Annotated in this window: 22 protein-coding genes; 16 read left to right on the top strand and 6 right to left on the bottom strand. The window is 66.3% G+C overall.

Going from position 1 to position 21,956, the window contains the following annotated elements; all coding sequences use genetic code 11:
- Positions 1-4 precede the first annotated feature (4 nt).
- Positions 5-289, bottom strand: coding sequence for an SCP2 sterol-binding domain-containing protein (locus tag OC184_RS06510; protein WP_265506372.1), 285 nt, complete (start codon positions 287-289; stop codon positions 5-7).
- Between the two features lie 61 nt (positions 290-350).
- Here OC184_RS06510 and OC184_RS06505 point away from each other — a divergent pair, with 61 nt between their 5' ends.
- From OC184_RS06505 to OC184_RS06455, 11 genes are all read left to right on the top strand, one after another.
- Positions 351-929: a tetratricopeptide repeat protein gene (locus tag OC184_RS06505; RefSeq protein WP_265506371.1), complete on the top strand. Its 579-nt coding sequence runs from the start codon at positions 351-353 to the stop codon at positions 927-929.
- Positions 930-938: 9 nt separating this feature from the next.
- Positions 939-3,875: a helicase-related protein gene (locus OC184_RS06500; protein ID WP_265506370.1), complete on the top strand. Its 2,937-nt coding sequence runs from the start codon at positions 939-941 to the stop codon at positions 3,873-3,875.
- A 1-nt stretch (position 3,876) separates the two neighbouring features.
- Positions 3,877-4,179, top strand: a complete 303-nt coding sequence (locus tag OC184_RS06495) for an RNA-binding S4 domain-containing protein (RefSeq protein ID WP_265506369.1) — start codon at positions 3,877-3,879, stop codon at positions 4,177-4,179.
- A gap of 30 nt (positions 4,180-4,209) precedes the next feature.
- Positions 4,210-4,548, top strand: coding sequence for a ferredoxin FdxA (fdxA, locus tag OC184_RS06490; protein ID WP_265506368.1), 339 nt, complete (start codon positions 4,210-4,212; stop codon positions 4,546-4,548).
- A 285-nt stretch (positions 4,549-4,833) separates the two neighbouring features.
- Positions 4,834-5,343, top strand: coding sequence for a CarD family transcriptional regulator (locus tag OC184_RS06485; RefSeq protein WP_265499968.1), 510 nt, complete (start codon positions 4,834-4,836; stop codon positions 5,341-5,343).
- A 134-nt stretch (positions 5,344-5,477) separates the two neighbouring features.
- A complete protein-coding gene (locus tag OC184_RS06480) occupies positions 5,478-6,395 on the top strand; it encodes a manganese-dependent inorganic pyrophosphatase (protein WP_265506367.1) in 918 nt (305 codons plus the stop codon).
- Positions 6,395-7,264, top strand: coding sequence for a TIGR01459 family HAD-type hydrolase (locus tag OC184_RS06475; protein WP_265506366.1), 870 nt, complete (start codon positions 6,395-6,397; stop codon positions 7,262-7,264). The genes OC184_RS06480 and OC184_RS06475 overlap by 1 nt, the downstream gene beginning before the upstream one ends.
- 144 nt (positions 7,265-7,408) lie before the next feature.
- Positions 7,409-7,852 carry a MaoC family dehydratase gene (locus OC184_RS06470; protein ID WP_265506365.1) on the top strand — a complete coding sequence of 148 codons (444 nt, stop codon included), beginning with the start codon at positions 7,409-7,411 and terminating at the stop codon, positions 7,850-7,852.
- A 34-nt stretch (positions 7,853-7,886) separates the two neighbouring features.
- Complete coding sequence (locus tag OC184_RS06465) at positions 7,887-8,816, top strand: bifunctional riboflavin kinase/FAD synthetase (protein WP_265506364.1); 930 nt, start codon at positions 7,887-7,889, stop codon at positions 8,814-8,816.
- Complete coding sequence (locus tag OC184_RS06460) at positions 8,816-9,256, top strand: YcgN family cysteine cluster protein (RefSeq protein WP_265506363.1); 441 nt, start codon at positions 8,816-8,818, stop codon at positions 9,254-9,256. The genes OC184_RS06465 and OC184_RS06460 overlap by 1 nt, the downstream gene beginning before the upstream one ends.
- On the top strand, positions 9,253-10,293 hold the full coding sequence (locus OC184_RS06455; RefSeq protein WP_265506362.1) for a threonine aldolase family protein: 1,041 nt from the start codon (positions 9,253-9,255) through the stop codon (positions 10,291-10,293). The genes OC184_RS06460 and OC184_RS06455 overlap by 4 nt, the downstream gene beginning before the upstream one ends.
- On the opposite strand, the gene OC184_RS06450 is transcribed toward OC184_RS06455, so the two are convergent.
- The 5 genes from OC184_RS06450 to OC184_RS06430 all read right to left on the bottom strand — a co-directional run bounded on the left by OC184_RS06450 (position 10,290) and on the right by OC184_RS06430 (position 15,764).
- Complete coding sequence (locus tag OC184_RS06450) at positions 10,290-10,760, bottom strand: CinA family protein (RefSeq protein ID WP_265506361.1); 471 nt, start codon at positions 10,758-10,760, stop codon at positions 10,290-10,292. The genes OC184_RS06455 and OC184_RS06450 overlap by 4 nt on opposite strands.
- Entirely contained in the window at positions 10,757-11,251 is a 495-nt protein-coding gene (locus OC184_RS06445) for a phosphatidylglycerophosphatase A family protein (RefSeq protein ID WP_265506360.1), read from the bottom strand. The genes OC184_RS06450 and OC184_RS06445 overlap by 4 nt, the downstream gene beginning before the upstream one ends.
- Before the next feature lie 3 nt (positions 11,252-11,254).
- On the bottom strand, positions 11,255-12,397 hold the full coding sequence (locus OC184_RS06440; protein WP_265506359.1) for a bifunctional 2-C-methyl-D-erythritol 4-phosphate cytidylyltransferase/2-C-methyl-D-erythritol 2,4-cyclodiphosphate synthase: 1,143 nt from the start codon (positions 12,395-12,397) through the stop codon (positions 11,255-11,257).
- A complete protein-coding gene (gene purL, locus OC184_RS06435; RefSeq protein WP_265506358.1) occupies positions 12,394-14,574 on the bottom strand; it encodes a phosphoribosylformylglycinamidine synthase subunit PurL in 2,181 nt (726 codons plus the stop codon). The genes OC184_RS06440 and purL overlap by 4 nt, the downstream gene beginning before the upstream one ends.
- Positions 14,575-14,858: 284 nt before the next feature.
- The gene (locus tag OC184_RS06430; protein WP_265506357.1) at positions 14,859-15,764 is read right to left on the bottom strand and encodes a LysR family transcriptional regulator; all 906 of its coding nucleotides are present in this window, start codon (positions 15,762-15,764) and stop codon (positions 14,859-14,861) included.
- Positions 15,765-15,928: 164 nt separating this feature from the next.
- Here OC184_RS06430 and OC184_RS06425 point away from each other — a divergent pair, with 164 nt between their 5' ends.
- The 5 genes from OC184_RS06425 (at position 15,929) to OC184_RS06405 (ending at position 21,886) form a co-directional block, all read left to right on the top strand.
- Positions 15,929-19,321, top strand: a complete 3,393-nt coding sequence (locus tag OC184_RS06425; RefSeq protein ID WP_265506356.1) for an indolepyruvate ferredoxin oxidoreductase family protein — start codon at positions 15,929-15,931, stop codon at positions 19,319-19,321.
- A 67-nt stretch (positions 19,322-19,388) separates the two neighbouring features.
- The gene (locus tag OC184_RS06420; RefSeq protein ID WP_265506355.1) at positions 19,389-20,201 is read left to right on the top strand and encodes a glutamate racemase; all 813 of its coding nucleotides are present in this window, start codon (positions 19,389-19,391) and stop codon (positions 20,199-20,201) included.
- A 24-nt stretch (positions 20,202-20,225) separates the two neighbouring features.
- Positions 20,226-20,675: a cytochrome c maturation protein CcmE gene (gene ccmE / locus OC184_RS06415; protein ID WP_265506395.1), complete on the top strand. Its 450-nt coding sequence runs from the start codon at positions 20,226-20,228 to the stop codon at positions 20,673-20,675.
- Positions 20,676-20,765: 90 nt separating this feature from the next.
- On the top strand, positions 20,766-21,377 hold the full coding sequence (locus OC184_RS06410; RefSeq protein WP_265506354.1) for a holin-associated N-acetylmuramidase: 612 nt from the start codon (positions 20,766-20,768) through the stop codon (positions 21,375-21,377).
- The gene (locus OC184_RS06405) at positions 21,368-21,886 is read left to right on the top strand and encodes a holin family protein (protein ID WP_265506353.1); all 519 of its coding nucleotides are present in this window, start codon (positions 21,368-21,370) and stop codon (positions 21,884-21,886) included. Before OC184_RS06410 ends, OC184_RS06405 begins: the two co-directional genes overlap by 10 nt.
- The last annotated feature ends 70 nt before the right edge of the window (positions 21,887-21,956 follow it).

The raw sequence follows: 21,956 nt of genomic DNA, 5'->3' as shown, positions 1-21,956 counted from the left end.
CAGGTTAGGACAGGGCCTGGCCCAGCTGCATCGCCACGCCCATCGAGCCGTCGATCTTCAGCTTGCCGGTCATGAAGGCGGTGGCCGGGTTCACGTCGCCGTTCAGGATCCCCTCGAACGTCTCGCGGCTGGCGATCAGCGTTACCTCGGCCTCTTCGTCGCCCTCGCGCACGCCGCTTTCGTCGATCATGATAGCGCCCTCGTCCTTGATCACGAACTTGGCGGTCGACCCGAACGTGCCGATCTTCTGGCTGAGCTTTTCGACGGCGGCATTCACAACATCGCTCATTTTGATCCTTTCAACGCGCTTTGTCTGGCGCCCGACCTGCGGGCTGGGTTACACGAATGATATGCGCCCGGACCGTAACATTATCCATGATGCCGTCGCGGTACTGCGTCACAATCTGCTGACGATCTTCTTTCTATTAGCTATCGCCTTACCGGCCTTCGCACAAGACAGCCTGAAGGATGCCTTCGAACGCCTGGCCCAACCGGAAGGTGAAGGCTGGCGCATCGCCGAAAGTGACATCCTGCGCGAATGGTCGCGGTCGGGGTCACCCGCGATGGACCTGCTGCTGCAGAGGGGAGAGGCCGCGCTGGACATGGGCGACATACCCTCGGCCATCGGCCACCTGACGGCGCTGACCGACCATGCGCCCGATTTTGCCGCTGGCTTCCAGGCGCGGGCCGCAGCCTATGCCGCCGCTGGCCAGTTCGGCCCGGCGCTTGCCGATCTTGCGCGGACCCTGCAGCTGGAACCGCGCCACTTCGCAGCCCTGACGCAACTGGGTGTGATGCTGGAGGAGATGGGCCAGGACGACCGGGCGCTTGCCGCCTATCGTCAAAGCCTGGAGATCCATCCGCACCAGCAAGAGGCAATTGACGGTGCGGCACGTCTGGAACGCAAGCGCCTCGGCACCGATATCTAGGGAATGAACATGACGACGCGCGGGCGGATCACCGCCATCCTGGGGCCCACCAACACGGGCAAGACGCATCACGCCATCTCGCGGATGCTGGGCCACCGGACGGGGGTCATCGGCCTGCCGCTTCGGCTGTTGGCGCGCGAAGTCTATGACCGGATCGTCAAGGCGAGGGGACCGTCCGTCGTGGCCCTGGTCACCGGAGAGGAGCGGATCGTTCCCGACCGCGTCCAGTACTGGGTGGCCACGACCGAGGCGATGCCCGACATCGCCGCCGATTTCGTCGCAATCGACGAGATCCAGCTGTGTGCCGACCCCGAACGCGGTCACGTTTTCACGGACCGCCTGCTGAACATGCGCGGGCTGCACGAGACGCTGTTCCTAGGCAGCGACACGATGCGTCCCGCCATCGCGGCGCTGGTCCCCGAAGCGCAGTTCGTCCGGCGCGAGAGGTTCTCGACCCTCAGCTGGTCGGGGTCGAAGAAGCTGTCGCGGATGCCCGCCCGCAGCGCCATCGTCGGCTTCAGCGTCGATGACGTCTATGCCATGGCCGAGCTGATCCGCCGCCAGAAGGGCGGGTGCGCCGTCGTCATGGGCGCTCTGTCGCCGCGCACGCGCAACGCCCAGGTCGAGATGTACCAGAACGGCGAGGTCGATTACCTGGTCGCCACCGACGCCATCGGCATGGGCCTGAACCTGGACATCCGCCACGTCGCCTTCAGCGCCACGCACAAGTTCGACGGCCGCCGCGTGCGACCGCTGTTCCCGCATGAGATGGGCCAGATCGCCGGCCGGGCCGGGCGGCATACCGAATCCGGCACCTTTGGCGTCACCGGGGATGCGCAATTGCTGGACGAAGGCCTGATCGACGCGCTGGAAAATCACCGCTTCGCGCCGATCCAGCGGCTGACCTGGCGCAACACGGCCCTGGAATTCGGCACGATGGACCGGCTGGTGGACAGCCTGGAGGCCGCGTCCGGCCACGAGCTGCTGGCCCGCGGCCGCGAGGCCGATGACGTCGCCGCGCTGAAGATCCTGCGGGAACTGCCTGAGATCCGCGACCGCGTGCGCGGCGGCAAGGACGTCCGGCTGCTGTGGGAGGTCTGCCGCGTCCCCGATTTCCGCGGCATCTCTCAGATGGAGCATGCGACGCTGCTGGCGCGAATCTTCGGTTTCCTGCAGGATGGTCATATTCCCGCCGACTGGCTGGACCGCGCGATCAAGCGGATCGACAGGACGCATGGCGACATCGACGCGATCTCGAAGCGGCTGGCCTATATCCGGACCTGGACCTATGTCGCGCAAAGAACGAACTGGGTTGCGGACGAAAAGCATTGGCGAGCCGAGACTCGCGCTGTAGAAGACCGCCTGTCAGATGCGCTGCATGCGGCGCTGACCCAGAGATTTGTGGACCGGCGCACGTCAGTGCTTTTGCGCCGGCTCAACCAGAAGGAGAGCCTTGTGGCCGAAGTGAATGACAAGGGCGAAGTGACGGTCGAGGGCGAATTCGCCGGTCGGCTTGAAGGATTCCGCTTCCGCCCCGACCAGACCGCGACGGCGGACGAGGCGAAGATGCTGAACCGCGCCAGCTACGAGGCGCTGCGCCCCGAGTTCCACCTGCGCGCGGACCGGTTCTACAATGCGCCCGACACCGAGATGGACTATACCGAGCAGGGCGGCCTGATGTGGGGCAACCAGGCCGTCGGCAAGCTGGTCAAGGGCTCTGACCCGCTGCATCCGGCTGTCGAGGTCTTCGTGGACGAAGAGGCCGGACCCGACATCGCCGACAAGGTCCGCAAGCGGGCGCAGCACTTCATCGACCGCAAGGTGGCGGCGTTGTTCGAGCCGCTGATCACGCTGCAGAAGGACGAGGCGCTGACCGGCCTGGCCCGCGGCTTCGCCTTCCGGCTGGTCGAGGCGCTTGGCATCCTGCCCCGCGACGGCATCGCCGCCGAGGTGAAGGAGCTTGACCAGGACGCCCGCGGCGCGCTGCGCAAGCACGGCGTCCGCTTCGGCCAGTTCACCATCTTCATGCCGGCGCTGCTGAAGCCTGCGCCGACGCGCCTGCGGCTGGTGCTGTGGTCGCTGGCCGAAGGTCTGGCCGAGTTTCCCGAAAGCCCGCCGCCGGGCCTGGTGACGATCCCGCACCTTGCCGAGGTGCCTGACCAGGTCTACGCGCTCTCGGGCTATCGGCCCGCGGGCGACCGGGCGATCCGCATCGACATGCTCGAACGGCTGGCGGACCTGCTGCGCGCGCAGGACACGCGCGGCGGCTTCGAGGCGAATCCTGACATGCTGTCGATCACCGGCATGACGCTGGAGCAGTTCTCGGGCCTGATGCAGGGCTTGGGCTATGCCGCCGAGAAGGGCGAGCGGGTCAAGGTCAAGGCGGCCGAAGCGCCGGTCGCGGCCACGCCCGCGCCCGAAGGTGAAACCTCTGACGCGCCGATGACCGAGGAAGAATCGGTCTTGGCTGCCGAGACCCGCGCCCGGTGGGAGGCCGAGCAGGCCGAGAAGCGCCGCGCCGAGGCAAATGCCGCTCCAGAGGCGGACGCTACGCCCGAGGAGGCCGCCACTCCCGAGGAAGCCGCCGCGCCCGAGATGGAGACCTTCTATACCTTTCGTTGGGCGCCCAAGCCGCGCGGCAATCGCCGTCCGCAGGGCGACCGTCCGCAAGGCGAAGGTCGCCGTGGCGGCCAGCGCCGTGAGGGCCCGCGCGAAGGGCAGAAGCCTGAAGCTGCGCACCGTGACGGGCAGCGGTCCGAGAATCCGCGGAACGACGCGGGGAAGGGCGAACGCCGGCAGGGCAAGCCGGGCGGCAAGTTCGGCGGCCCGAAGAAGGGCGGCAAGCCGGCGCAGCAGGGTCCCAAGACCTTCTCCTCTCGCCCTGAGAAGAAGGCCGATCCCGACAGCCCGTTCGCGATCCTTGCTGCGCTGAAGGACAAGACCTGACGTGACCGAGGCGGCCGGCGGCCTGCGGCTGGACAAGTGGCTGTTCTTCGCGCGTGTCTTCAAGACGCGAGGTCTGGCCGCCGACCGCATCGAGGGCGGCGGCGTCAGGGTGAACGGCCAGCCCTGCCGCAAGCCGGGCCGCACAGTGCGCCCCGGCGACCGGCTGACGATTTCCGCGCATGGCCGGGTTCGCGTTCTGACCGTTGCTGGTCTCGCCGAACGTCGCGGCCCCGCGGTTGAGGCGCAGCAGCTTTACACCGAAGATCGCGACGGGTTGATTGATCCCGCCGAAGCGACTAGGTGACACCCCGAACATCAAGACGCGAGCGACCAGATGACCTATGTGGTGACCGACAACTGCATCATGTGCAAATACACGGACTGCGTGGAGGTCTGCCCCGTCGACTGCTTCTATGAGGGCGAGAACACGCTGGTCATCCACCCGGACGAGTGCATCGACTGCGGCGTCTGCGAACCTGAATGCCCGGCCGACGCGATCCGCCCCGACACCGAGCCGGACATGGAGAAGTGGGTCGAGTTCAACCGCAAGTACTCCGAGATGTGGCCGGTCATCACCCGCAAGAAGGACCCGCTGCCGACGGCCGCCGAGATGGACGGGCAGGACGGCAAGCTGGACAAGTACTTTTCGGAAGCGCCGGGCGAGGGCGACTGACCGGCCGGGGTGATTCGGTGGCGGCCATCATGACCGGCTGGTCGTAAGACGTTGATTAGGTTCCGCGACCCTACGTTCCAGTCGCGGGAATTGGCACCATTCCTGACGCTTTTTTTCGCGTCATTTTTGTGTTATGGTTCCTTAAGTTGCGCATCTCAGTGGATGCCACCTCCGTGCCCGCTGCCGGACCGGAGATAGCTGTCAGGATCAAGATGGACCGAGGGAGGCGCCGCCTCCCTGCGGCCCTTTGTGCCCGTCATGCGGGCGCGTTTCAGAGGAAGCCAGATGTCGAAATCCAAGAAGAACGAATTCCGTCCCGATGATTTTGTCGTTTATCCTGCCCATGGCGTGGGCCGGATCGTTTCGATCGAAGAGCAGGAAGTCGCCGGGCTTCGGCTGGAAATGTTCGTGATTTCGTTCGACAAGGACAAGATGACGTTGCGCGTGCCGACTGCCCGCGCCAGCGAGATCGGCATGCGGAGCCTCTCCACCCCGGATCTGATCGACCGCGCGCTGGAGACGCTGAAGGGCAAGGCCCGCGTCAAGCGTGCGATGTGGTCGCGCCGGGCGCAGGAATACGAACAGAAGATCCACTCGGGCGACCTGATGTCCATTGCCGAGGTTGTGCGCGACCTTCACCGCAGTGACGACCAGCGCGAGCAGTCCTATTCCGAGCGTCAACTCTATGAGGCTGCGCTGGACCGGTTGACCCGCGAGGTCGCGGCGGTGGGCGGTCTGGACGAAGGCGGCGCGCAGAAGCGGGTCGAGGAAGTCCTGATGACCCGCGCGGCCTGATCCGCGTCAGATTGATGACCAGAGGCGCCCTTGGGGCGCCTCTTTGCATTCCAAAGGCGTTGTTCCGGTCGTGGACAACGCTGACCCGGCTGGTATAAGGCGCCAACGTTCCCGCACAGCATCTGAGGCACATCATGATCAAGGTTTTCGGCCACACCTCTCCGGATACGGATTCGACCGGCTCGCCCATCATCTGGGCCTGGTACCTGACCGAGTGCCGCAAGACTCCGGCCGAGGCCGTGCTGCAGGGTGAACCCAACACCGAAGCCGCCTGGATGCTGGACCGCTGGAGCCTGACCAAGCCGCAGATCATCGACGACGTCGCCGCTGGCGACCGCTGCGTGGTCGTAGATACGAACAACTCCGCCGAACTGCCCGCCTCGATCAGCGAGGCCGAGGTGATCGAGATCATCGACCACCACCTGCTGGCCGGCGGCATCAAGACCCGGGCGCCGATCAACATCACGATCCGCCCGCTGGCCTGCACCGCCACCATCATGCACGACCTGATCGGCGACGACATGGCGCGCGCGCCCGAAGGTATCAAGGGCGCGATGCTGACCTGCATCCTGTCCGACACGCTGGAGTTCCGTAGCCCGACGACGACGCCCCACGACCGCGCCGTGGCCGAGAAGCTGGCGGCCGACCTGAGCGTGAACGTCAGCGAGTTCGCGGCCGAGATGTTTGCGGCCAAGTCCGATGTCAGCGCGTTCAGCGACGCGGCGCTTCTGCGCATGGATAGCAAGGAATACGACCTCGGGGGCAAGCAGCTGCGCGTCTCTGTGCTCGAGACGACGGCCCCGCAGGTCCTGCTGGACCGCAAGGGCGCGTTGATGGCGGCAATGCCCGCAGTCGCCGCCGAGGATGGCGCCGACGAGGTGCTTCTGTTCATCGTCGACATCCTGCGCGAGGAGGCGACGCTGCTGGTTCCGAACAATTTCGTCAAGTCCGTGGCCGAACGCAGCTTCGGCGCCACTGTCACCGGCGATACCGTCGTCCTGCCGGGCGTCATGAGCCGCAAGAAGCAGATCATCCCGGTCCTGGCGGTCTGATGACCCGCATCATCGCCTCGCTGGCCGAGATTTCGGCCGGCTACGACGCGCTGTTCTGCGACCTGTGGGGCTGCCTGCACAACGGCAAGCAGCCCTTTGCGGCAGCCGTCGCGGCACTGCAGGCATTCCGGACGCAGGGCGGCAAGGTCTGCCTGATGACGAACGCCCCGCGCCCGAACCAGTATGTCATCCGACAGTTGGACCGGATGGGCGTTCCCCGCGACTGCTGGGACTTGGTGGTGAGTTCAGGGGACGCCGCGCAGGACGCTATGTTCGACGGCGCTGTCGGCCGCCGCCTGTGGCATATAGGGACCGAGAAGGACCTCGGGTTCTTCACCGACGTCCCCGATGAGCACCGCGACGCCACGCCGGTCGTCCGGGTGCCCTTGGAAGAAGCCGAAGGCATCGTCGCCTCAGGCCCCTTCGACGAGTTGCACGAGACGCCCGAGGATTATCGCGAACGCTTCCTGGCGGCGCGGGATCGCGGCCTGCCGATGCTCTGCGCCAACCCCGATATCGTTGTCGACTTGGGAGAAACGCGGATCTACTGCGCCGGCGCGCTGGCTGAATACTACGAGAGCATGGGCGGCAAGGCGCTTTATTTCGGCAAGCCCCATGCGCCGATCTATGACCGGGCCCGCAGGCTGATGGGCCTGGGACCGGACGCACGGTATCTGGCGGTCGGCGACGGGATCGCGACCGACATCAAGGGCGCCGAGGCGCAGGGCATCGACTCGATCTTCGTGACGGGTGGGCTTGCCGCCGATGCCTTTGGTAGCGATGTGGAACAGCCTGATGCAGTGCTGTTGCGCGAGTGGCTGGCCGTGCAGCAGCGCGCGCCGACCTTTGCCATCGGGCGCCTGCGCTGATCAGGCGACGCGCTTCATGGCGCGTCGATCCAACGAGTAATCTTTTTATCCCTTGCGCTCCGGTGGCGAAATATTGTTGCCACGCGTATCGGTTGCTGCTATGCAGAAACTGAACGCGAACGGGTCACGCAAGTGGAGCGTAGGATGCTGGATAATCTTCCCCGCGGCACGATTGTCGTCGAGGATCTTGAGATCGGGATGACGCGCTACCTGCAGAAGCGGATTACCGATCGCGATATCGAACTGTTCGCCGAGGTGTCTACCGACCGCAATCCTGTCCATCTGGACGACAATTATGCGCAGGACACGATCTTCGAGGGTCGGATCGCTCACGGGATGCTGACGGCTGGCCTCGTGTCGGCCGTGATTGGAGAACAGCTGCCAGGGCACGGGACGGTCTATCTGGGTCAGACGCTCAAGTTCATGGCGCCAGTGCGCCCGGGCGACCTGGTGCGTGCGGAAGTGACCGTCGAGACGATCGACCATGCAAAACGGCGGGTCACGCTTGCAACCCGGTGTCTCGTGGGTGATACGGTCGTGCTGAAAGGCGAGGCGGTCGTGCTGGCCCCAAGCCGCAAGTTCGACTGAAGGGGCGTGCAACCGGCGTCCCAGTGGGGGCGCATTGCAAATCCATCGCGACTGGACCGGACTTCCGAAAGAAGCATGCGGCGCGACGATCGCCATGGGCAACTTCGACGGCGTCCACAAGGGCCACCGGGCGGTCATCGAGGCGGCGCGGAACGCGGCCGATGCGCCATTGGGCGTCCTGACCTTCGAACCGCATCCGCGCGAGTACTTCGCAAGTGACGCGCCGCCCTTCCGTCTGATGAACGCCGAGGCGCGGGCGAACCGTCTGGCGCGTCTTGGCGTGGACCAGCTCTATGAACTGCCGTTCGGCCCTGTCCTGGCGGGACTGTCGCCTCAAGCCTTCGCGCAAGAGGTTCTGGTGGACGGCCTGAGCGTGGCCAATGTCACCGTCGGCGCCGACTTCTGCTTCGGCAAGAACCGCGCCGGCACCGCCGAGACGCTGCGCGCGCTTGGCCGGCAGATGGGCTTCGGCGTGACGATCGTGCCGCTGGTTGGTGGTGCGGGGGCGGAATACAGCTCGACCGCCATCCGCCAGGCGCTGACCGACGGCCGCACCCATGACGCGGAACGCATGCTGGGCCATTGGCACCGCATCGAGGGCGAGGTCGTGCATGGCCACAAGCGCGGCCGCGACTTCGGCTGGCCCACGGCGAACATGCGCATGGACGGGCTGCACCTGCCGCGTCTGGGTGTCTATGCGGTACTGGTCGACGTACTGACCGGCCCCGACCGGCTATCCTGTCAGGGCGTCGCCTCGCTTGGCGTGCGGCCGATGTTCGGCAGGAATGCACCCAACCTCGAGGTGCACCTCTTTGACTTTTCAGGCGATCTATACGGCCAGCACCTGTCGGTCGCGCTGGTGGACTTTCTGCGCGACGAGGCGAGCTTTGCCGATGTCGACACGCTGATCGCCCAGATCGCGCAGGACGCGCAGGATGCGCGTCGCCTGCTGGCGGGGCGCTGATGCGGGAGGGCTTCTGGGAACTGCCGCTTCCCGACTTGACGCCCGACGAGTGGGAGGCGCTCTGTGACGGTTGCGGCAAGTGCTGCCTGAACAAGATCGAGTTCGAGGACACGAACGAGCTGGCCTTCACGCGCGTCGCCTGCAAGCTGCTGGATGGCGAGGCCTGCCGCTGCAGCAGCTATGCCAATCGCCACGACTATGTCCCCGACTGCGTGGTCCTGACCCCCGCCAAGATCAGCGAGATCGCCTGGTGGCTGCCGGCCACCTGCGCCTATCGCCTGCGGCACGAGGGCAAGCCGCTTTACGACTGGCATCACCTGATCTCGGGCGATCCGGACAGCGTGCACAAGGCGGGTGCCAGCGTCCGCGGCTGGACCGTGAGCGAAGTGACGGTTAGCGAAGACGACTGGGAACACCACATCATCGAGGACCTGTCATGAATTTCGCTTCTGACAATGCCTATGCTGCCCATCCTGCCGTCATGGCCGCTCTGGCGCGGGCGAATTCGGGGGCGATGATGGGCTATGGCGCCGATCCCGTGACCGCCGAGGCCGAGGCCGCCATGCGCGACCTTCTGGACGCGCCGGATGCAGTGGTGCGGTTCGTGGCGACCGGGACGGCGGCCAACGCGCTGGTCTGCGCGCAGCTGTCGCCCGCGTTCGGGCGGATCTATTGCCACGAGGACGCGCATATCGAGACCAGCGAATGTGCGGCGCCCGAATTTTTCTCGCATGGCGCAAAGCTCATGACGCTGCCAGGCAGCGGCGGCAAGCTGCTGCCAGCGGTTCTGTCCAACGCCATCCGCATCGGCGCGGGCGGGGGCCTGAATGGCGGGCGAAACGCCATGGTTTCGATCACGAACGCGACCGAGTGGGGCACCGTGTATACTGCCGATGACGTGGCGGCGCTGGCATCGGTCGCGCATGAGGCCGGGCTGCCGCTGCACATGGACGGTGCCCGATTCGCGAACGCAGTCGCGTCACTGGGGTGTTCGGCCGCGGATGTGACGTGGCGGGCGGGGGTCGATGCGCTCTGCTTCGGCGGCACCAAGAACGGCGCCATGGCCGCCGAGGCGGTGATCTTCTTCGACCCGGCTCGGGCGGAGGCGTTCGATTATCGCCGCAAGCAGTCCGGCCATGTCTTCTCGAAAAGCCGTTTTCTGGCGGCGCAGATGCTGGCCTTGGCCAGCGACGGGCTGTGGCTGACCTTGGCCGATGCCGCCAATGCCAAGGCCCGGACATTGGCCGCCGCGGTCGAGGCCGGGGGCGGGCAACTGCTGCAGCCGGTGCAGTCCAATGCAGTCTTCGCGACCGTTCCGGCCGAAACGCACGCGCGGGCGCGGGCGGCCGGGGCTGTCTATCACCTCTGGCCCGACAAGTCGGCCGAGGGGATGGACCCGGTGCCGTTGCGCCTTGTCTGTGCCTGGGACAGTCCGGATGAGGATGTCGAGGCCTTGGCGGCGATCCTGCGCGGCTAGGCCCGCAACGCGCCCAGCAGCAGGTTCAACGCGTGTTCCACCGTCGCCGCACGGACACGGTGACGGCCAATGGCGCCAAACTCGACTGTCGAAGTGGTGACACCGAAGGGCTGTGCAATGCCGAAGCAGACGCGACCCTCGGGCTTATGTTCGGACCCGCCGGGTCCCGCGATGCCGGTGACCGACACCGCGATCCCGGCATCCGAGTGGCGCAGGGCACCGGTCGCCATTTGCGCAGCCACCTCCTCGCTGACGGCGCCGTGGTCCGACAGCGTGTCGGCCGACACGCCCAGCATCTGCATCTTGGCAGCGTTCGAATAGGTGACGAAACCGCGATCAACCACGTCTGACGAACCAGAAACCTCGGTCAATGCGCCGGCGATCAGGCCGCCGGTGCAGCTTTCGGCGGTGGCGATCATCACGCGACGTGCGCGGGCGGCGTCCAGAACCTCGGACGCCAGGGTCATAGCATCATCGGGATGTGGAACGCCGCCGCCGCCATCATGGTGGCAAGGCCCGCGAAGATCCCGGCCCAGAGGTCGTCGACCATCACGCCGCGCACGTCATGCCGCCGGTCGACTCGACCGATGATGCCGGGCTTCCAGATGTCGAACAGGCGGAAGAAGAGGAAGGCCGCAACCCATCCCGGATAGGGGAAGCTTTCATTGGGCAGTCCCATCATCCAGAACCCGAATGACGGGAACAGCAGTGCCACCCACTGGCCGCCGACCTCGTCGATGACGATCTCGGGGCGGTCGGGATTGGTCATGCCAGCGGTGTGCCGGCCCACTGCCCAGAAGCCCAGGGGGATCACCAGCCCGGTCGCAAGGGCCAGCAGGGGAAAGTGCCCAATGCGGTGCAGGACCAGCCCCAACGCGACGGCAACGATCGATCCCCAGGTGCCGGGTCCGGGGCGCAGCAGCCCGGCGCCGAACCAGATGCAGAGCAGGCGCTCCATGTCCTAATCCTTGATGAGTGTCACTGTCGCGATGGCGGCAATGCCTTCGCGGCGCCCGGTGAAGCCCAGACGTTCTGACGTGGTGGCCTTGACGCTGACGCGGCCCGGTTCGATCTGCATGATGGCGCACAGGCGGTCCTGCATGGCCATCGCATGGGGGCCGATCTTTGGGGCCTCGCAGATCAGGGTGACATCGGCATTGCCAAAGCGAAACCCGGACGAGCGGGCGAGATCGGCAGCATGCGTCAGAAAGATCGCGCTGTCGACGCCCTTCCACTGCGGGTCCGACGGCGGGAAATGCCGTCCGATATCGCCCTGCGCCAGCGCCCCGTAAATCGCGTCGGTCAGCGCATGCATGCCGACATCGGCGTCGGAGTGGCCGACCAAGCCCGCGTCGTGCGCCATCCTGACGCCGCAGAGCGTCACGTGGTCGCCCGGCCCGAAGGCGTGGACGTCGTAACCGTTGCCGAGGCGGATATCCATGGCACCTCCCAGGATGCGTTCGGCGCGCGCGAAATCGGCGGGCCAGGTGATCTTCAGATTGTCTTCCGAGCCGGGCGTGATGACAACCGTCATCCCGGCCTGCCGGGCCAGTTCGACGTCATCGGCAGCCTCGGCGCCTTGGTCATGGGCGGCGATGATGCGGTCCAGCACGAAGCCCTGCGGCGTTTGCGCACGGAAAAGGTCGTCGCGCGGCGTCGTCCCCGTCACATGCCCCTGCGCCCCGCGCCACAGCGCGTCCGAGACGGGCAGGGCCGGCGCCGCAGCCTCGGCACCCGATTGCAAGGCGTCGATGACGCCGCGGATCACGTTGGCCGACACCAGGGGGCGTGCGCCGTCATGGATCAGGACATGGTTTGACTGACCGTCGAGCGCCGCCAGCCCGGCGCGGACGCTGGCGGTCCTCGTGTCGGCGCCGGTGACGATGGTCACCTCTCCGGCATAGCGGGCCATCGCCTCGGCCATGTCGTCGGGATGTACCACCAGGACGATGCGCTGGAAGCCGCGAAAGGCGTCGATCGTCCGGTCCAGAACCGGACGTCCAGCAAGGTGGCGCCACTGCTTGGGCTGGCCGCCGCCGGCGCGGCTTCCGCGTCCGGCCGCCGTGATCAGCGCGGCGAAACCTTCCGGAGCGCAGAGCCTCATGCGTGGTCGGGCATGTCGCCCCTGATCGCCTTCGCAAAGGCCGAGCGGTAGAGGTCGGACAGCTGTGCCAGCGGTGCGGCATCGCCGCCGATGGCGACGGCGTCGCCGCCGAAGCGGCCGACCCTGGCCGCCGGAACACCGGCATCCGCTGCCGCGGCCAGCAGCGCCTTGGCGGCGTCGGGTGCGCAGGCGACCAGGTAGCGGGCCTGATCCTCACCAAAAAGCTGCGCGATGTCGTCACTGTCCAGGGTGACACCCCGACCTGCGGCTTCGGCCATCTCGAAGGCGGCCAGCGCCAGGCCGCCGTCGGACAGGTCAGTTGCCGACGAGACGAGCTTGCGGTTGGCGCGCAGGAACTCTCCGTGCTTGCGCTCGGCCGCCAAGTCGACATGCGGCGCGTCGCCGTCTTCCCGTCCAAAGGCCTCGTATGCCAGCGCGCTCTGGCCAAGATGACCTGCGGTTTCGCCGATGACCAGCGCCACGTCGCCGTCAGCGGGCAGGCCTGCGATCAGGTCGTCCAGATCTGCGATCAGCCCGACGCCACCAATGGTCGGCGTGGGCATGATGCCCTTGCCGTCGGTCTCGTTGTAAAGCGACACGTTGCCCGACACGATAGGGAAGTCGAGCGCGCGGCAGGCCTCTCCGATACCCTTGATGGCGCCGACCAGCTGACCCATGATCTCGGGCTTTTCCGGGTTGCCGAAGTTCAGGTTGTCGGTGGTGGCCAGGGGCAGGGCGCCTGCGGCCGTCAGGTTGCGATAGGCTTCGGCCACGGCCTGCTTGCCGCCTTCGAAGGGATTTGCGCGGACATAGCGCGGGGTGACGTCGCTGGTGAAGGCCAGCGCCTTGCGGGTGCCGTGCACGCGCACGACGCCCGCGCCCATGCCCGGACGCCGGATCGTGTCGGCACCGACCTGCGTGTCGTACTGTTCCCAGACCCAGGCCTTGTGGGCGTGGTTCGGGCTGCCGATCAAGGCGCGCAGGGCCGCGATGGGCGCGATCTGCGGCAGGGGCGCGGCGTCGGCCGCCACGGGCGTTTCGACCCAGGGGCGGTCGTATTCAGGCGCGCTGGAGGACAGCTTGGACAGCGGCAGGTCGGCCATGACCTCGTTCCCGTGCAGGATCAGGAAGCGGTCCTCGGGGATCGTCTCGCCCACGATGGCGAAATCCAGGTCCCATTTTTCGAAGATCGCGCGGGCCTCGGCCTCCTTTTCAGGCTTCAGCACCATCAGCATGCGTTCCTGGGATTCCGACAGCATCATCTCGTATGCCGTCATCCCGGTTTCACGCTGCGGGACGTGGTCCAGCGTCAGCTTGATCCCCAGGCCGCCCTTGTCGCCCATCTCGACCGCGGAGCAGGTCAGGCCGGCGGCCCCCATGTCCTGGATCGAGATCACGCTGCCCGACGCCATCAGCTCCAGGCAAGCCTCGAGCAGGCATTTCTCGGTGAAGGGGTCGCCGACTTGAACGGTGGGGCGCTTTTCCTCGATCGTGTCGTCGAATTCGGCGCTGGCCATGGTGGCGCCGCCGACGCCGTCGCGGCCGGTTTTGGCACCCAGGTAGACGACGGGCATGCCGACGCCTGACGCTGCGGAATAGAATATCTTGTCGGCATCCGCGAGGCCCGCGGCGAAGGCGTTGACCAGGCAGTTGCCATCATAGCTGGCGTGAAAGCGCACTTCTCCGCCGACATTCGGCACGCCGAAGGCGTTGCCATAGGCGCCGATGCCTTCCACCACGCCCTTGACCAGATGCGCAGTCTTAGAGTGTTCGGGGCGGCCGAAGGACAGGGCGTCCATCGCGGCGATGGGGCGGGCGCCCATGGTGAAGACGTCGCGCAGGATGCCGCCGACCCCGGTCGCGGCGCCCTGGTGCGGCTCGATGTAGCTGGGGTGGTTGTGGCTCTCCATCTTGAAGACCACGGCCTGGCCGTCGCCGATATCGACGACGCCCGCGTTCTCACCGGGGCCGCAGATGACCTGCGGGCCATCAGTGGGCAGGGTGCGAAGCCATTTCTTCGACGACTTGTAGGAACAGTGCTCGTTCCACATGGCGCTGAAGATGCCCAGTTCCGTGAAGGTCGGCTCACGCCCGATGATCTGCAGGATGCGGTCGTATTCGTCGGGCTTCAGCCCGTGCGCGGCGATCAGTTCGGGGGTGATCTGGGGGTCCTGCATGATCCTGCCTTCCTGCGCGTGAAATCACCGGCCTTTTAGGCGCTGGCATCCCGCATGGGAAGGCCGCAGGCAGCGGGAAACGGACAAAAAAAAGCCGGGCACGAGGCCCGGCCTAAGTCCAACAGGGAGGTAGAAGGTGATGCGCGATTAAGCGGACCATCGCCTTCGAAGCCCGATCTATGTGCAGTCTGTGAACTCTTCAAGACAATTGCGCCCGCCGAGATGTCATAGCCGCCATGCAGTGGCGTAATGGCTGCACCTAGCGGTTGAGGCGCGGCCGCGTGTCAGGCGGCTCCGGCGTCGCTCTGAAAGCGGCGATAGGCCTGGATCTCCTCGAGGACGAAGTCGCGGAAAACGGCCACGCGCCGCGTCTGACGCAGTTCCTCGGGATAGGCGAGGAAGACGGGAACCTCACCAGATTCGACGTCGGGAAAGACCCGGACCAGGTTCGGATGGTCAGCCGTCAGGTAGTCCGGAAGCACACCGATCCCAAGGTTCGCCAGCACGGCCTGAAGGACGCCGAAATAGTTGTTCACGGTCAGCGTCGATCCGACGTTCTGCGACATCAGCTCTTGCACCAGCCGGGCGCCCGCGGCGACCTGCGGCAGGTCGGGCTTCTGGCAGATCAGGCGGTGCTTGCCCAGTTCGGCCAGCGTGGCCGGGACGCCCCGCGCCGCCAGATATTCGGGGCTGGCGTAAAGCCGCATGCGGATGTTCAGCAGGCGCCGCCGGATCAGGTCGGATTGGCTGGGTTCCTTCATGCGGATCGCCACGTCGGCCTCTCGCATCGGCAGGTCCAGCACCCGCTCCTCCAGCATCAGGTCGATGCGCAGGTCGGGGAACTTCTCATAGAGTTTCACCAACCGCGGCGCGAGCCACAGCGTGCCAAAGCCGACCGTCGCGGTCACCTTCAGTTCGCCGAAGACGTTCTCCTCGCTGTCGCGGATGCGGGCCGAGGCGCTGTCCAGCTTGCGCGCCATGGACGAGGTGGCTTCGAACAGCAGCTCTCCCTGCTCGGTCAGAATCAGACCGCGGGCGTGGCGGTGAAACAGGGTCGCGCCAAGCGACTCCTCGAGCGCGCGGATCTGGCGGCTGACCGCCGATTGCGACAGGTGCAACGTGTCGCCGGCATGGGTCAGGCTGCCCGCGTCGGCCACCGCGTGAAAGATTCTAAGCTTGTCCCAGTCCATCCCCGTTACATTCCTGTCATAACAGCCATGCGAATTTTGCAGACCTGACTTTCACCTGCGCACCGAAACCGTGTTCGTCAAGCGCAGATTTTTCTGTTCGTAAGTCAGCTACTCTGACCTATACTTCCCTTGAGGGGCCGTAAGGCATAGGAGGAGACGCAGCAATGAGCCAGCAGGAATTTACGCTCGCCGACCGCTTTGACTTGTCGAAGCGACACGTTCTTTTGAATGGCACGCAGGCACTGGTGCGCCTGATGCTGATGCAATCGGCACGCGACAAGCATGCAGGGCTTGATACCGCCGGCCTGGTGACGGGCTATCGCGGCAGCCCGCTCGGCGGTGTCGACCTGCAGATGATGCGCGAGGGCAAGCGGCTGTCAGAGGCCGGCGTCATCTTCCAGCCCGGCCTCAACGAGGATCTTGCCGCCACGGCGATCTGGGGCAGCCAGCAGGCGGAACTTCGGGGCGAGGGTCGCCACGACGGCGTCTTCGCGCTGTGGTACGGCAAGGGGCCCGGCGTCGACCGCACTGGCGACGTGATGCGGCACGCCAACATGGCGGGATCGTCACGGCATGGCGGCGTGGTCATGGCCATGGGCGACGATCACACGGGCGAAAGCTCGACCGTGCTGCACCAGTCGGACTGGGCGATGATCGACGCCTATATTCCTGTCCTGTCGCCAGCCGGCGTGCAGGAGATCCTGGACTATGGCCTATACGGTTTCGCGCTGTCACGCTATGCCGGTGTCTGGACCGGCCTGAAGACGATGAAGGACACGGTCGAGGCGACGGCTGTCGTCGATGGCGACCCGCACCGGCTTCAGTTCGTCCAGCCGCAGCAGTTCAACATGCCCGACGGCGGGCTGAACATTCGGCTTGGCGACACGCCCGTCGCGCAGGAAGCGCGGATGATCGACCACAAGCGGTGGGCGGCCGAGGCGTTCAGCCGTGCGAACCGCATCGACCATCGCGTCTGGGGCAGGCCCGGTGCGCGGATCGGTTTCGTCGCCGCCGGCAAGAACTGGCTGGACCTGGTCCACGCCCTGTCGCTTCTGGGCATCGACGAGGCCGAGGCCGAGCGGTTGGGCCTGACCACCTACAAGGTCGGGCAGACCTGGCCCATGGACATGAAGTCGATCCAGGAATGGTCCGAGGACCTGGAGCTGATCGTCTGCGTCGAGGAAAAGCGCAAGCTGATCGAGGTGCAGCTGAAGGAAGCAATCTTCGACAAGCGCCGCGGCCGCCGCGTCCACGGCTGGAAGCACGATCTCACGGGCGAGGAGCTGTTCCCGACCCGCTATGCGCTGGACCCGGTGATGATCGCGCAGAAGATCGGCGACATCCTGATCGAGGAGGGCCGGGGAACCGAGCATGTGCGAGCCGGACTGGCGCGGCTGAACGAGGTTCGCCGCAACGACAACGCCCCCGAGATCGCGACCCGCACGCCTTGGTTCTGCTCCGGCTGCCCGCATAACAGCTCGACCCGTCTGCCGGAGGGCAGTCGCGCCTATGCAGGCATCGGCTGCCATTACATGGTGCAGTGGATGGGCCGCGAAACCGAAGGCTTCACGCATATGGGCGGCGAGGGCGCGAACTGGATCGGCGAGGCGCCGTTCAGCAAGAGAGATCATGTTTTCCAGAACCTCGGCGACGGAACCTATAACCACTCCGGCATCCTGGCGATCCGTGCGGCGCTGGCTGCGGGGACCAACATTACCTACAAGATCCTCTATAACGACGCCGTCGCGATGACTGGCGGGCAGCCGAACGAGGGCGGGCTGACCGCGCCGCAGATCGCGCGCGAGCTGCAGGCGATGGGCGTGGCGCCGCTGGTCGTCGTCTATGACGAGAAGGAGGACGTGGACCGCGGCCAGTTCCCCGCCGGCCTGCGATTCGAGGAACGGGCCGAGATGATCGCCGTCCAGCGAGAGCTGGAGACCGCCCAGGGCGTCAGCGCGATCCTCTATATTCAGACCTGCGCGGCCGAGAAGCGGCGGCGGCGCAAGAAGGGCCAGTTCCCGGACCCCGACCGCCGCATCTGGATCAACCCCGAGGTTTGCGAAGGCTGCGGCGACTGCTCGGTCCAGTCGAACTGCGTATCTGTCGTGCCGCTGGACACTGAACTTGGCCGCAAGCGGCAGATCGACCAGTCCAGCTGCAACAAGGACTACAGCTGCGTGAAGGGTTTCTGCCCCAGTTTCGTGTCCGTCAAGGGCGGCAAGCTGCGCAAGCCCAAGGCCGAAGCGTTTGACCTGCCCAACCTGCCGGCGCCCGCTTTGCCGGTCATCGACGGCACCCACAATGTCGTCATCACTGGCGTCGGCGGCACCGGCGTCGTGACCATCGGCGCGGTGCTGGCGCAGGCGGCCCATATGGACGGCAAGGGTGCCGGGATGATGGAGATGGCGGGATTGGCCCAGAAAGGCGGCGCGGTCCATATCCACCTGCGCCTGGCGAACCGCCCGGAGGACATCAGCGCCATCCGCGTCGCCGTGGGTGAGGCCGACTGCGTCATCGGGGGCGATCTTGTGGTAACCGCAGGCGCCAAGACGGTTGGCCTGATGACCCAGGGACGCACCGGCGCCGTGGTCAACGACCACGAGATCATCACCGGCGACTTCACCCGGTTCCGGGATTTCCAGGTGCCGTCCGACCGCCTGCGGATGTCGCTGCAGGCGCGGCTGCAGGACCGGGTGGCATTTTTCGATGCCAACGACCTGGCACTGCGGATGCTGGGCGATTCGATTTATTCCAACATGCTGGTCCTGGGCGCCTGCTGGCAGCAGGGCCTGATCCCGCTGACCGAACAGGCGATCATGGAGGCGATCCGCCTGAACGGCGCCAAGGTAGCGCAAAACCAGCGCGCCTTCCAGATTGGCCGGTGGGCCATGGCCTTCCCCGATCAGGTTCGCAAGCCGGCCGAAGTGGCACCAATGCCCGTTGATCCTGTCGACTATCGGGCCAAGCGGCTGGTCGATTATCAGGGTCGCCGGCTGTCGCGCCGCTTCCGGCAACTGGTCGACCGCGCCCCGGAGCCGATGCGCGAAGCAGTCGCAAGAAGCTACTACAAGCTGCTGGCCTACAAGGACGAATATGAGGTTGCGCGACTGCACCTGACGACGGCGCAGCAGGTGGCCGAGCAGTGGGAAGGAGACGTGCAACTGTCGTTGCACCTGGCGCCGCCGATGTTGAACGGCACCGACTCGAACGGCCGCCCAAGAAAGCGCGAGTTCGGGGCTTGGATGCTGCGGGCGTTCCGGGTGCTGGCAGCGATGAAGGGACTGCGTGGCACGCCGCTGGACCCTTTCGGCCACTCCGCCGAACGCAAGCGCGAGCGCGCCATGATCCGAGAATTCGAGGCCGACATGGAGGAGGTCTTCGCCTCGGTCACCGACCACACCATGCCTGTAGCGCTTGAACTGGCGGCGCTGCCGCTGTCGGTGCGCGGTTACGGTCCCGTCAAGGAACAGGCGGCCGCCCGCGCCGCCGAACGGCGCGCCGAGCTGCTGGCGCAGTTCCGCAGCGGCCATGCACCCATCCGTGAAGCCGCTGAATGATCTGAATCATTTCCAACCCGCGCGCGGCGTCCTATGAAGGGCGCCACGCGAGGCAGGAGATGCGACCATGGCGGTAGGGGTGTTCGATTCGGGTCTGGGCGGTTTGACGGTGCATCAGGCCATTGCCGCCCGGCTGCCCGATCTGCCCCTGGTCTATCTTGGCGACAACGCGCACGCGCCTTACGGCGTCCGCACCGCCGACGACATCTTCGATCTGACCTGCCGGGCCGTCGAGAGATTGTGGACCGAGGGCTGCGACCTGGTCATCCTGGCCTGCAACACCGCCAGCGCCGCCGCCCTGAAGCGGATGCAGGAGACATGGCTGCCGCAGGACAAGCGCGTCCTCGGTGTCTTCGTGCCGATGATCGAGGCGCTGACCGAGCGGCGTTGGGGCGACAATTCGCCGCCCCGACGGGTGGCGGTGAACAACGTGGCCCTGTTCGCCACGCCAGCGACTGTCGCCAGCCGCGCCTTCCAGCGCGAACTCGCGTTCCGCGCCGTGGGCGTCGATGTCGAGGCGCAGCCCTGCGGCGGCGTCGTCGATGCGATCGAGATGGGCGACGAGATGCTGGCCGAAGCGCTGGTGACCAGCCACGTCGAGGCCCTGCTGCGCCGGATGCCGCATCCCGAGGCCGCGGTTCTGGGCTGCACGCACTATCCGCTGATGGAGTCCGCGTTCCAGCGCGCGCTTGGCCCCGGCGTCAAGGTCTTTAGCCAGGCGGGGCTTGTGGCCGAAAGCCTTGCCGATTACCTGACGCGCCGGCCCGAATTCCTGGGGTCGGGAACCGTCAGCAAGTATCTGACCACGGGGGATCCCGCGCGGGTTTCGGGAAAGGCCACCCAGTTCCTGCGCCGGCCCATCCCCTTCGAGGCCGCCTGAACCGAGGAGCATGCAATGGCCGGAATGAAATCCCTCAAGAAGCAGCGCCGCATCCAGGTCATCGCCTCGGCGGCGGTCGCGCTGGTCATCGCCGTCGTCCTGATCGGCTATGGGTTCAGCGACGGGATCAACCTCTATCGCTCGCCTACCCAGGTCAGCGAGGCCGCGCCCGAACCTGACGAGTTCTTCCAACTGGGCGGTCTGGTCAAGGACGGCTCGATCGTGAACGGCGCCGGCGTCGCCTTCGACTTCGTCATCACCGACGGCGCGGTCGAGATCCCCGTGACCTATGTCGGCGGCGACCCGCGCCCGGACTTGTTCGGCGAAGGCCAGGGCACCATCGCCAAGGGCTGGTACCGCGACGGCCGCTTCGAGGCGCGAGAGCTTCTGGCCAAGCACGACGAAACCTACATGCCGCGAGAGGTCGTCGAGACGCTGAAGGAGACCGGCGTCTATCAGGAGCCCGGCGCCTGACGCAACGCGCGCAGGGTTAACGAACGGTTAAGCGCGCCAGCGCAGCATCCCCCGGCGACCGATCCCGGTCGGACCAGTCATGGGGAACCAATGCCAAGCGTCGAACAGATTGCCCGAGAGATCGTGGCGCGCGAGGGTGGATACGTCAACGATCCCGACGATCCGGGGGGTGCCACCAATCACGGCGTGACCACCGGCACGATGAAGTTGCTGGGGATGGACCTGAACCGGGACGGCCGGGTCGATGCCGCCGACGTTCGTGCCCTGACACGCGCCCAGGCCGAGCAGGTCTTCGTCGAGCACTATTTCCGCAAGCCGCGCCTGTCCGAGCTGCCAGAGGCGCTGCAGCCGAGCGTCTTCGACATGTATGTCAACGCGGGCGGCAATGCGATCAAGATCCTGCAGCGGCTGATCACACGGATGGGCTTCAGGACGGCCGACGACGGTGTGGTGGGGCCGATGACCATCGCCGCCGTGCGCGACGCCGCGCAGGCTGCGCCGCTGCACCTGGCGGACGCCTATGGGATCGCGCGGCGCAACTATTACTACGCACTGGCCGATCAGCGTCCCGCCAGCCGCAAATATGCCCGCACCCGCGCAGGCGGCAAGGGCGGCTGGATCACGCGTGCCGAGGAGTTCATCCAGCCGCGCTATCGCCTGACCGACGCCGAACACCGCGCGAGGATCGCCAAATGGGCCTGATCGACCGCTTCATCGGGGTCGCCCCGACCGTCACCGCCCTCGGCAGCGCCGCGTCCGGCGTGGCCGAGATCTTCACGCAGAACGCCACCCGCCGGATGGAACTGGACGAAGAGGCCTATGCCCGCGCCATCGGTCAGTTGGGCCAAGAATTTACCGGCCCCCGGTCCGGCTGGTTCGACCATTTCGTGAACGGCCTGAACCGTCTGCCGCGACCGTTGCTGGCCCTTGGGACGATGGGCCTGTTCATCTATGCCATGGTCGAGCCGGTAGGCTTCGGCATCCGCATGCAGGGTCTGCAGATGGTCCCCGAGCCTCTCTGGTGGCTGCTGGGCGCGATCGTCGGCTTCTATTTCGGGGCGCGAGAGGCGCATTACTTCCGCCACCGGGTCTGGCCCTCCAGCGCCGTGGCCGAGCAGACTGTCGTGGCCGTCCAGCAGCCCCCGCGCCCCGACGACAGCTTCGAGGACAACGCGGCGCTGCGCGACTGGCTGCAGACCCTGCGCGATTAGGACGCACGCGAATCTGACCGGCCGCGACGAACGAGGGACTTTTACCTCTGCCGTCGCGGCCTTATGCTGC

It is taken from the genome of Paracoccus rhizosphaerae, assembly GCF_026162645.1.
GTDB lineage: Bacteria > Pseudomonadota > Alphaproteobacteria > Rhodobacterales > Rhodobacteraceae > Paracoccus > Paracoccus rhizosphaerae.
The sequence above is the reverse complement of the archived record's forward strand: the minus strand, read 5'-3'. Positions and strand labels throughout refer to the sequence as shown.

What these genes read in the sequence shown, in the direction of transcription:
- OC184_RS06510 (WP_265506372.1), bottom strand. Translation starts at nt 289, where the DNA reads ATGAGCGATGTTGTGAATGCCGCCGTCGAAAAGCTCAGCCAGAAGATC.
- OC184_RS06505 (WP_265506371.1), top strand. Translation starts at nt 351, where the DNA reads ATGCGCCCGGACCGTAACATTATCCATGATGCCGTCGCGGTACTGCGT.
- OC184_RS06500 (WP_265506370.1), top strand. Translation starts at nt 939, where the DNA reads ATGACGACGCGCGGGCGGATCACCGCCATCCTGGGGCCCACCAACACG.
- fdxA (WP_265506368.1), top strand. Translation starts at nt 4,210, where the DNA reads ATGACCTATGTGGTGACCGACAACTGCATCATGTGCAAATACACGGAC.
- OC184_RS06485 (WP_265499968.1), top strand. Translation starts at nt 4,834, where the DNA reads ATGTCGAAATCCAAGAAGAACGAATTCCGTCCCGATGATTTTGTCGTT.
- OC184_RS06480 (WP_265506367.1), top strand. Translation starts at nt 5,478, where the DNA reads ATGATCAAGGTTTTCGGCCACACCTCTCCGGATACGGATTCGACCGGC.
- OC184_RS06475 (WP_265506366.1), top strand. Translation starts at nt 6,395, where the DNA reads ATGACCCGCATCATCGCCTCGCTGGCCGAGATTTCGGCCGGCTACGAC.
- OC184_RS06470 (WP_265506365.1), top strand. Translation starts at nt 7,409, where the DNA reads ATGCTGGATAATCTTCCCCGCGGCACGATTGTCGTCGAGGATCTTGAG.
- OC184_RS06460 (WP_265506363.1), top strand. Translation starts at nt 8,816, where the DNA reads ATGCGGGAGGGCTTCTGGGAACTGCCGCTTCCCGACTTGACGCCCGAC.
- OC184_RS06455 (WP_265506362.1), top strand. Translation starts at nt 9,253, where the DNA reads ATGAATTTCGCTTCTGACAATGCCTATGCTGCCCATCCTGCCGTCATG.
- OC184_RS06450 (WP_265506361.1), bottom strand. Translation starts at nt 10,760, where the DNA reads ATGACCCTGGCGTCCGAGGTTCTGGACGCCGCCCGCGCACGTCGCGTG.
- OC184_RS06445 (WP_265506360.1), bottom strand. Translation starts at nt 11,251, where the DNA reads ATGGAGCGCCTGCTCTGCATCTGGTTCGGCGCCGGGCTGCTGCGCCCC.
- OC184_RS06440 (WP_265506359.1), bottom strand. Translation starts at nt 12,397, where the DNA reads ATGAGGCTCTGCGCTCCGGAAGGTTTCGCCGCGCTGATCACGGCGGCC.
- purL (WP_265506358.1), bottom strand. Translation starts at nt 14,574, where the DNA reads ATGCAGGACCCCCAGATCACCCCCGAACTGATCGCCGCGCACGGGCTG.
- OC184_RS06430 (WP_265506357.1), bottom strand. Translation starts at nt 15,764, where the DNA reads ATGGACTGGGACAAGCTTAGAATCTTTCACGCGGTGGCCGACGCGGGC.
- OC184_RS06425 (WP_265506356.1), top strand. Translation starts at nt 15,929, where the DNA reads ATGAGCCAGCAGGAATTTACGCTCGCCGACCGCTTTGACTTGTCGAAG.
- OC184_RS06420 (WP_265506355.1), top strand. Translation starts at nt 19,389, where the DNA reads ATGGCGGTAGGGGTGTTCGATTCGGGTCTGGGCGGTTTGACGGTGCAT.
- ccmE (WP_265506395.1), top strand. Translation starts at nt 20,226, where the DNA reads ATGAAATCCCTCAAGAAGCAGCGCCGCATCCAGGTCATCGCCTCGGCG.
- OC184_RS06410 (WP_265506354.1), top strand. Translation starts at nt 20,766, where the DNA reads ATGCCAAGCGTCGAACAGATTGCCCGAGAGATCGTGGCGCGCGAGGGT.
- OC184_RS06405 (WP_265506353.1), top strand. Translation starts at nt 21,368, where the DNA reads ATGGGCCTGATCGACCGCTTCATCGGGGTCGCCCCGACCGTCACCGCC.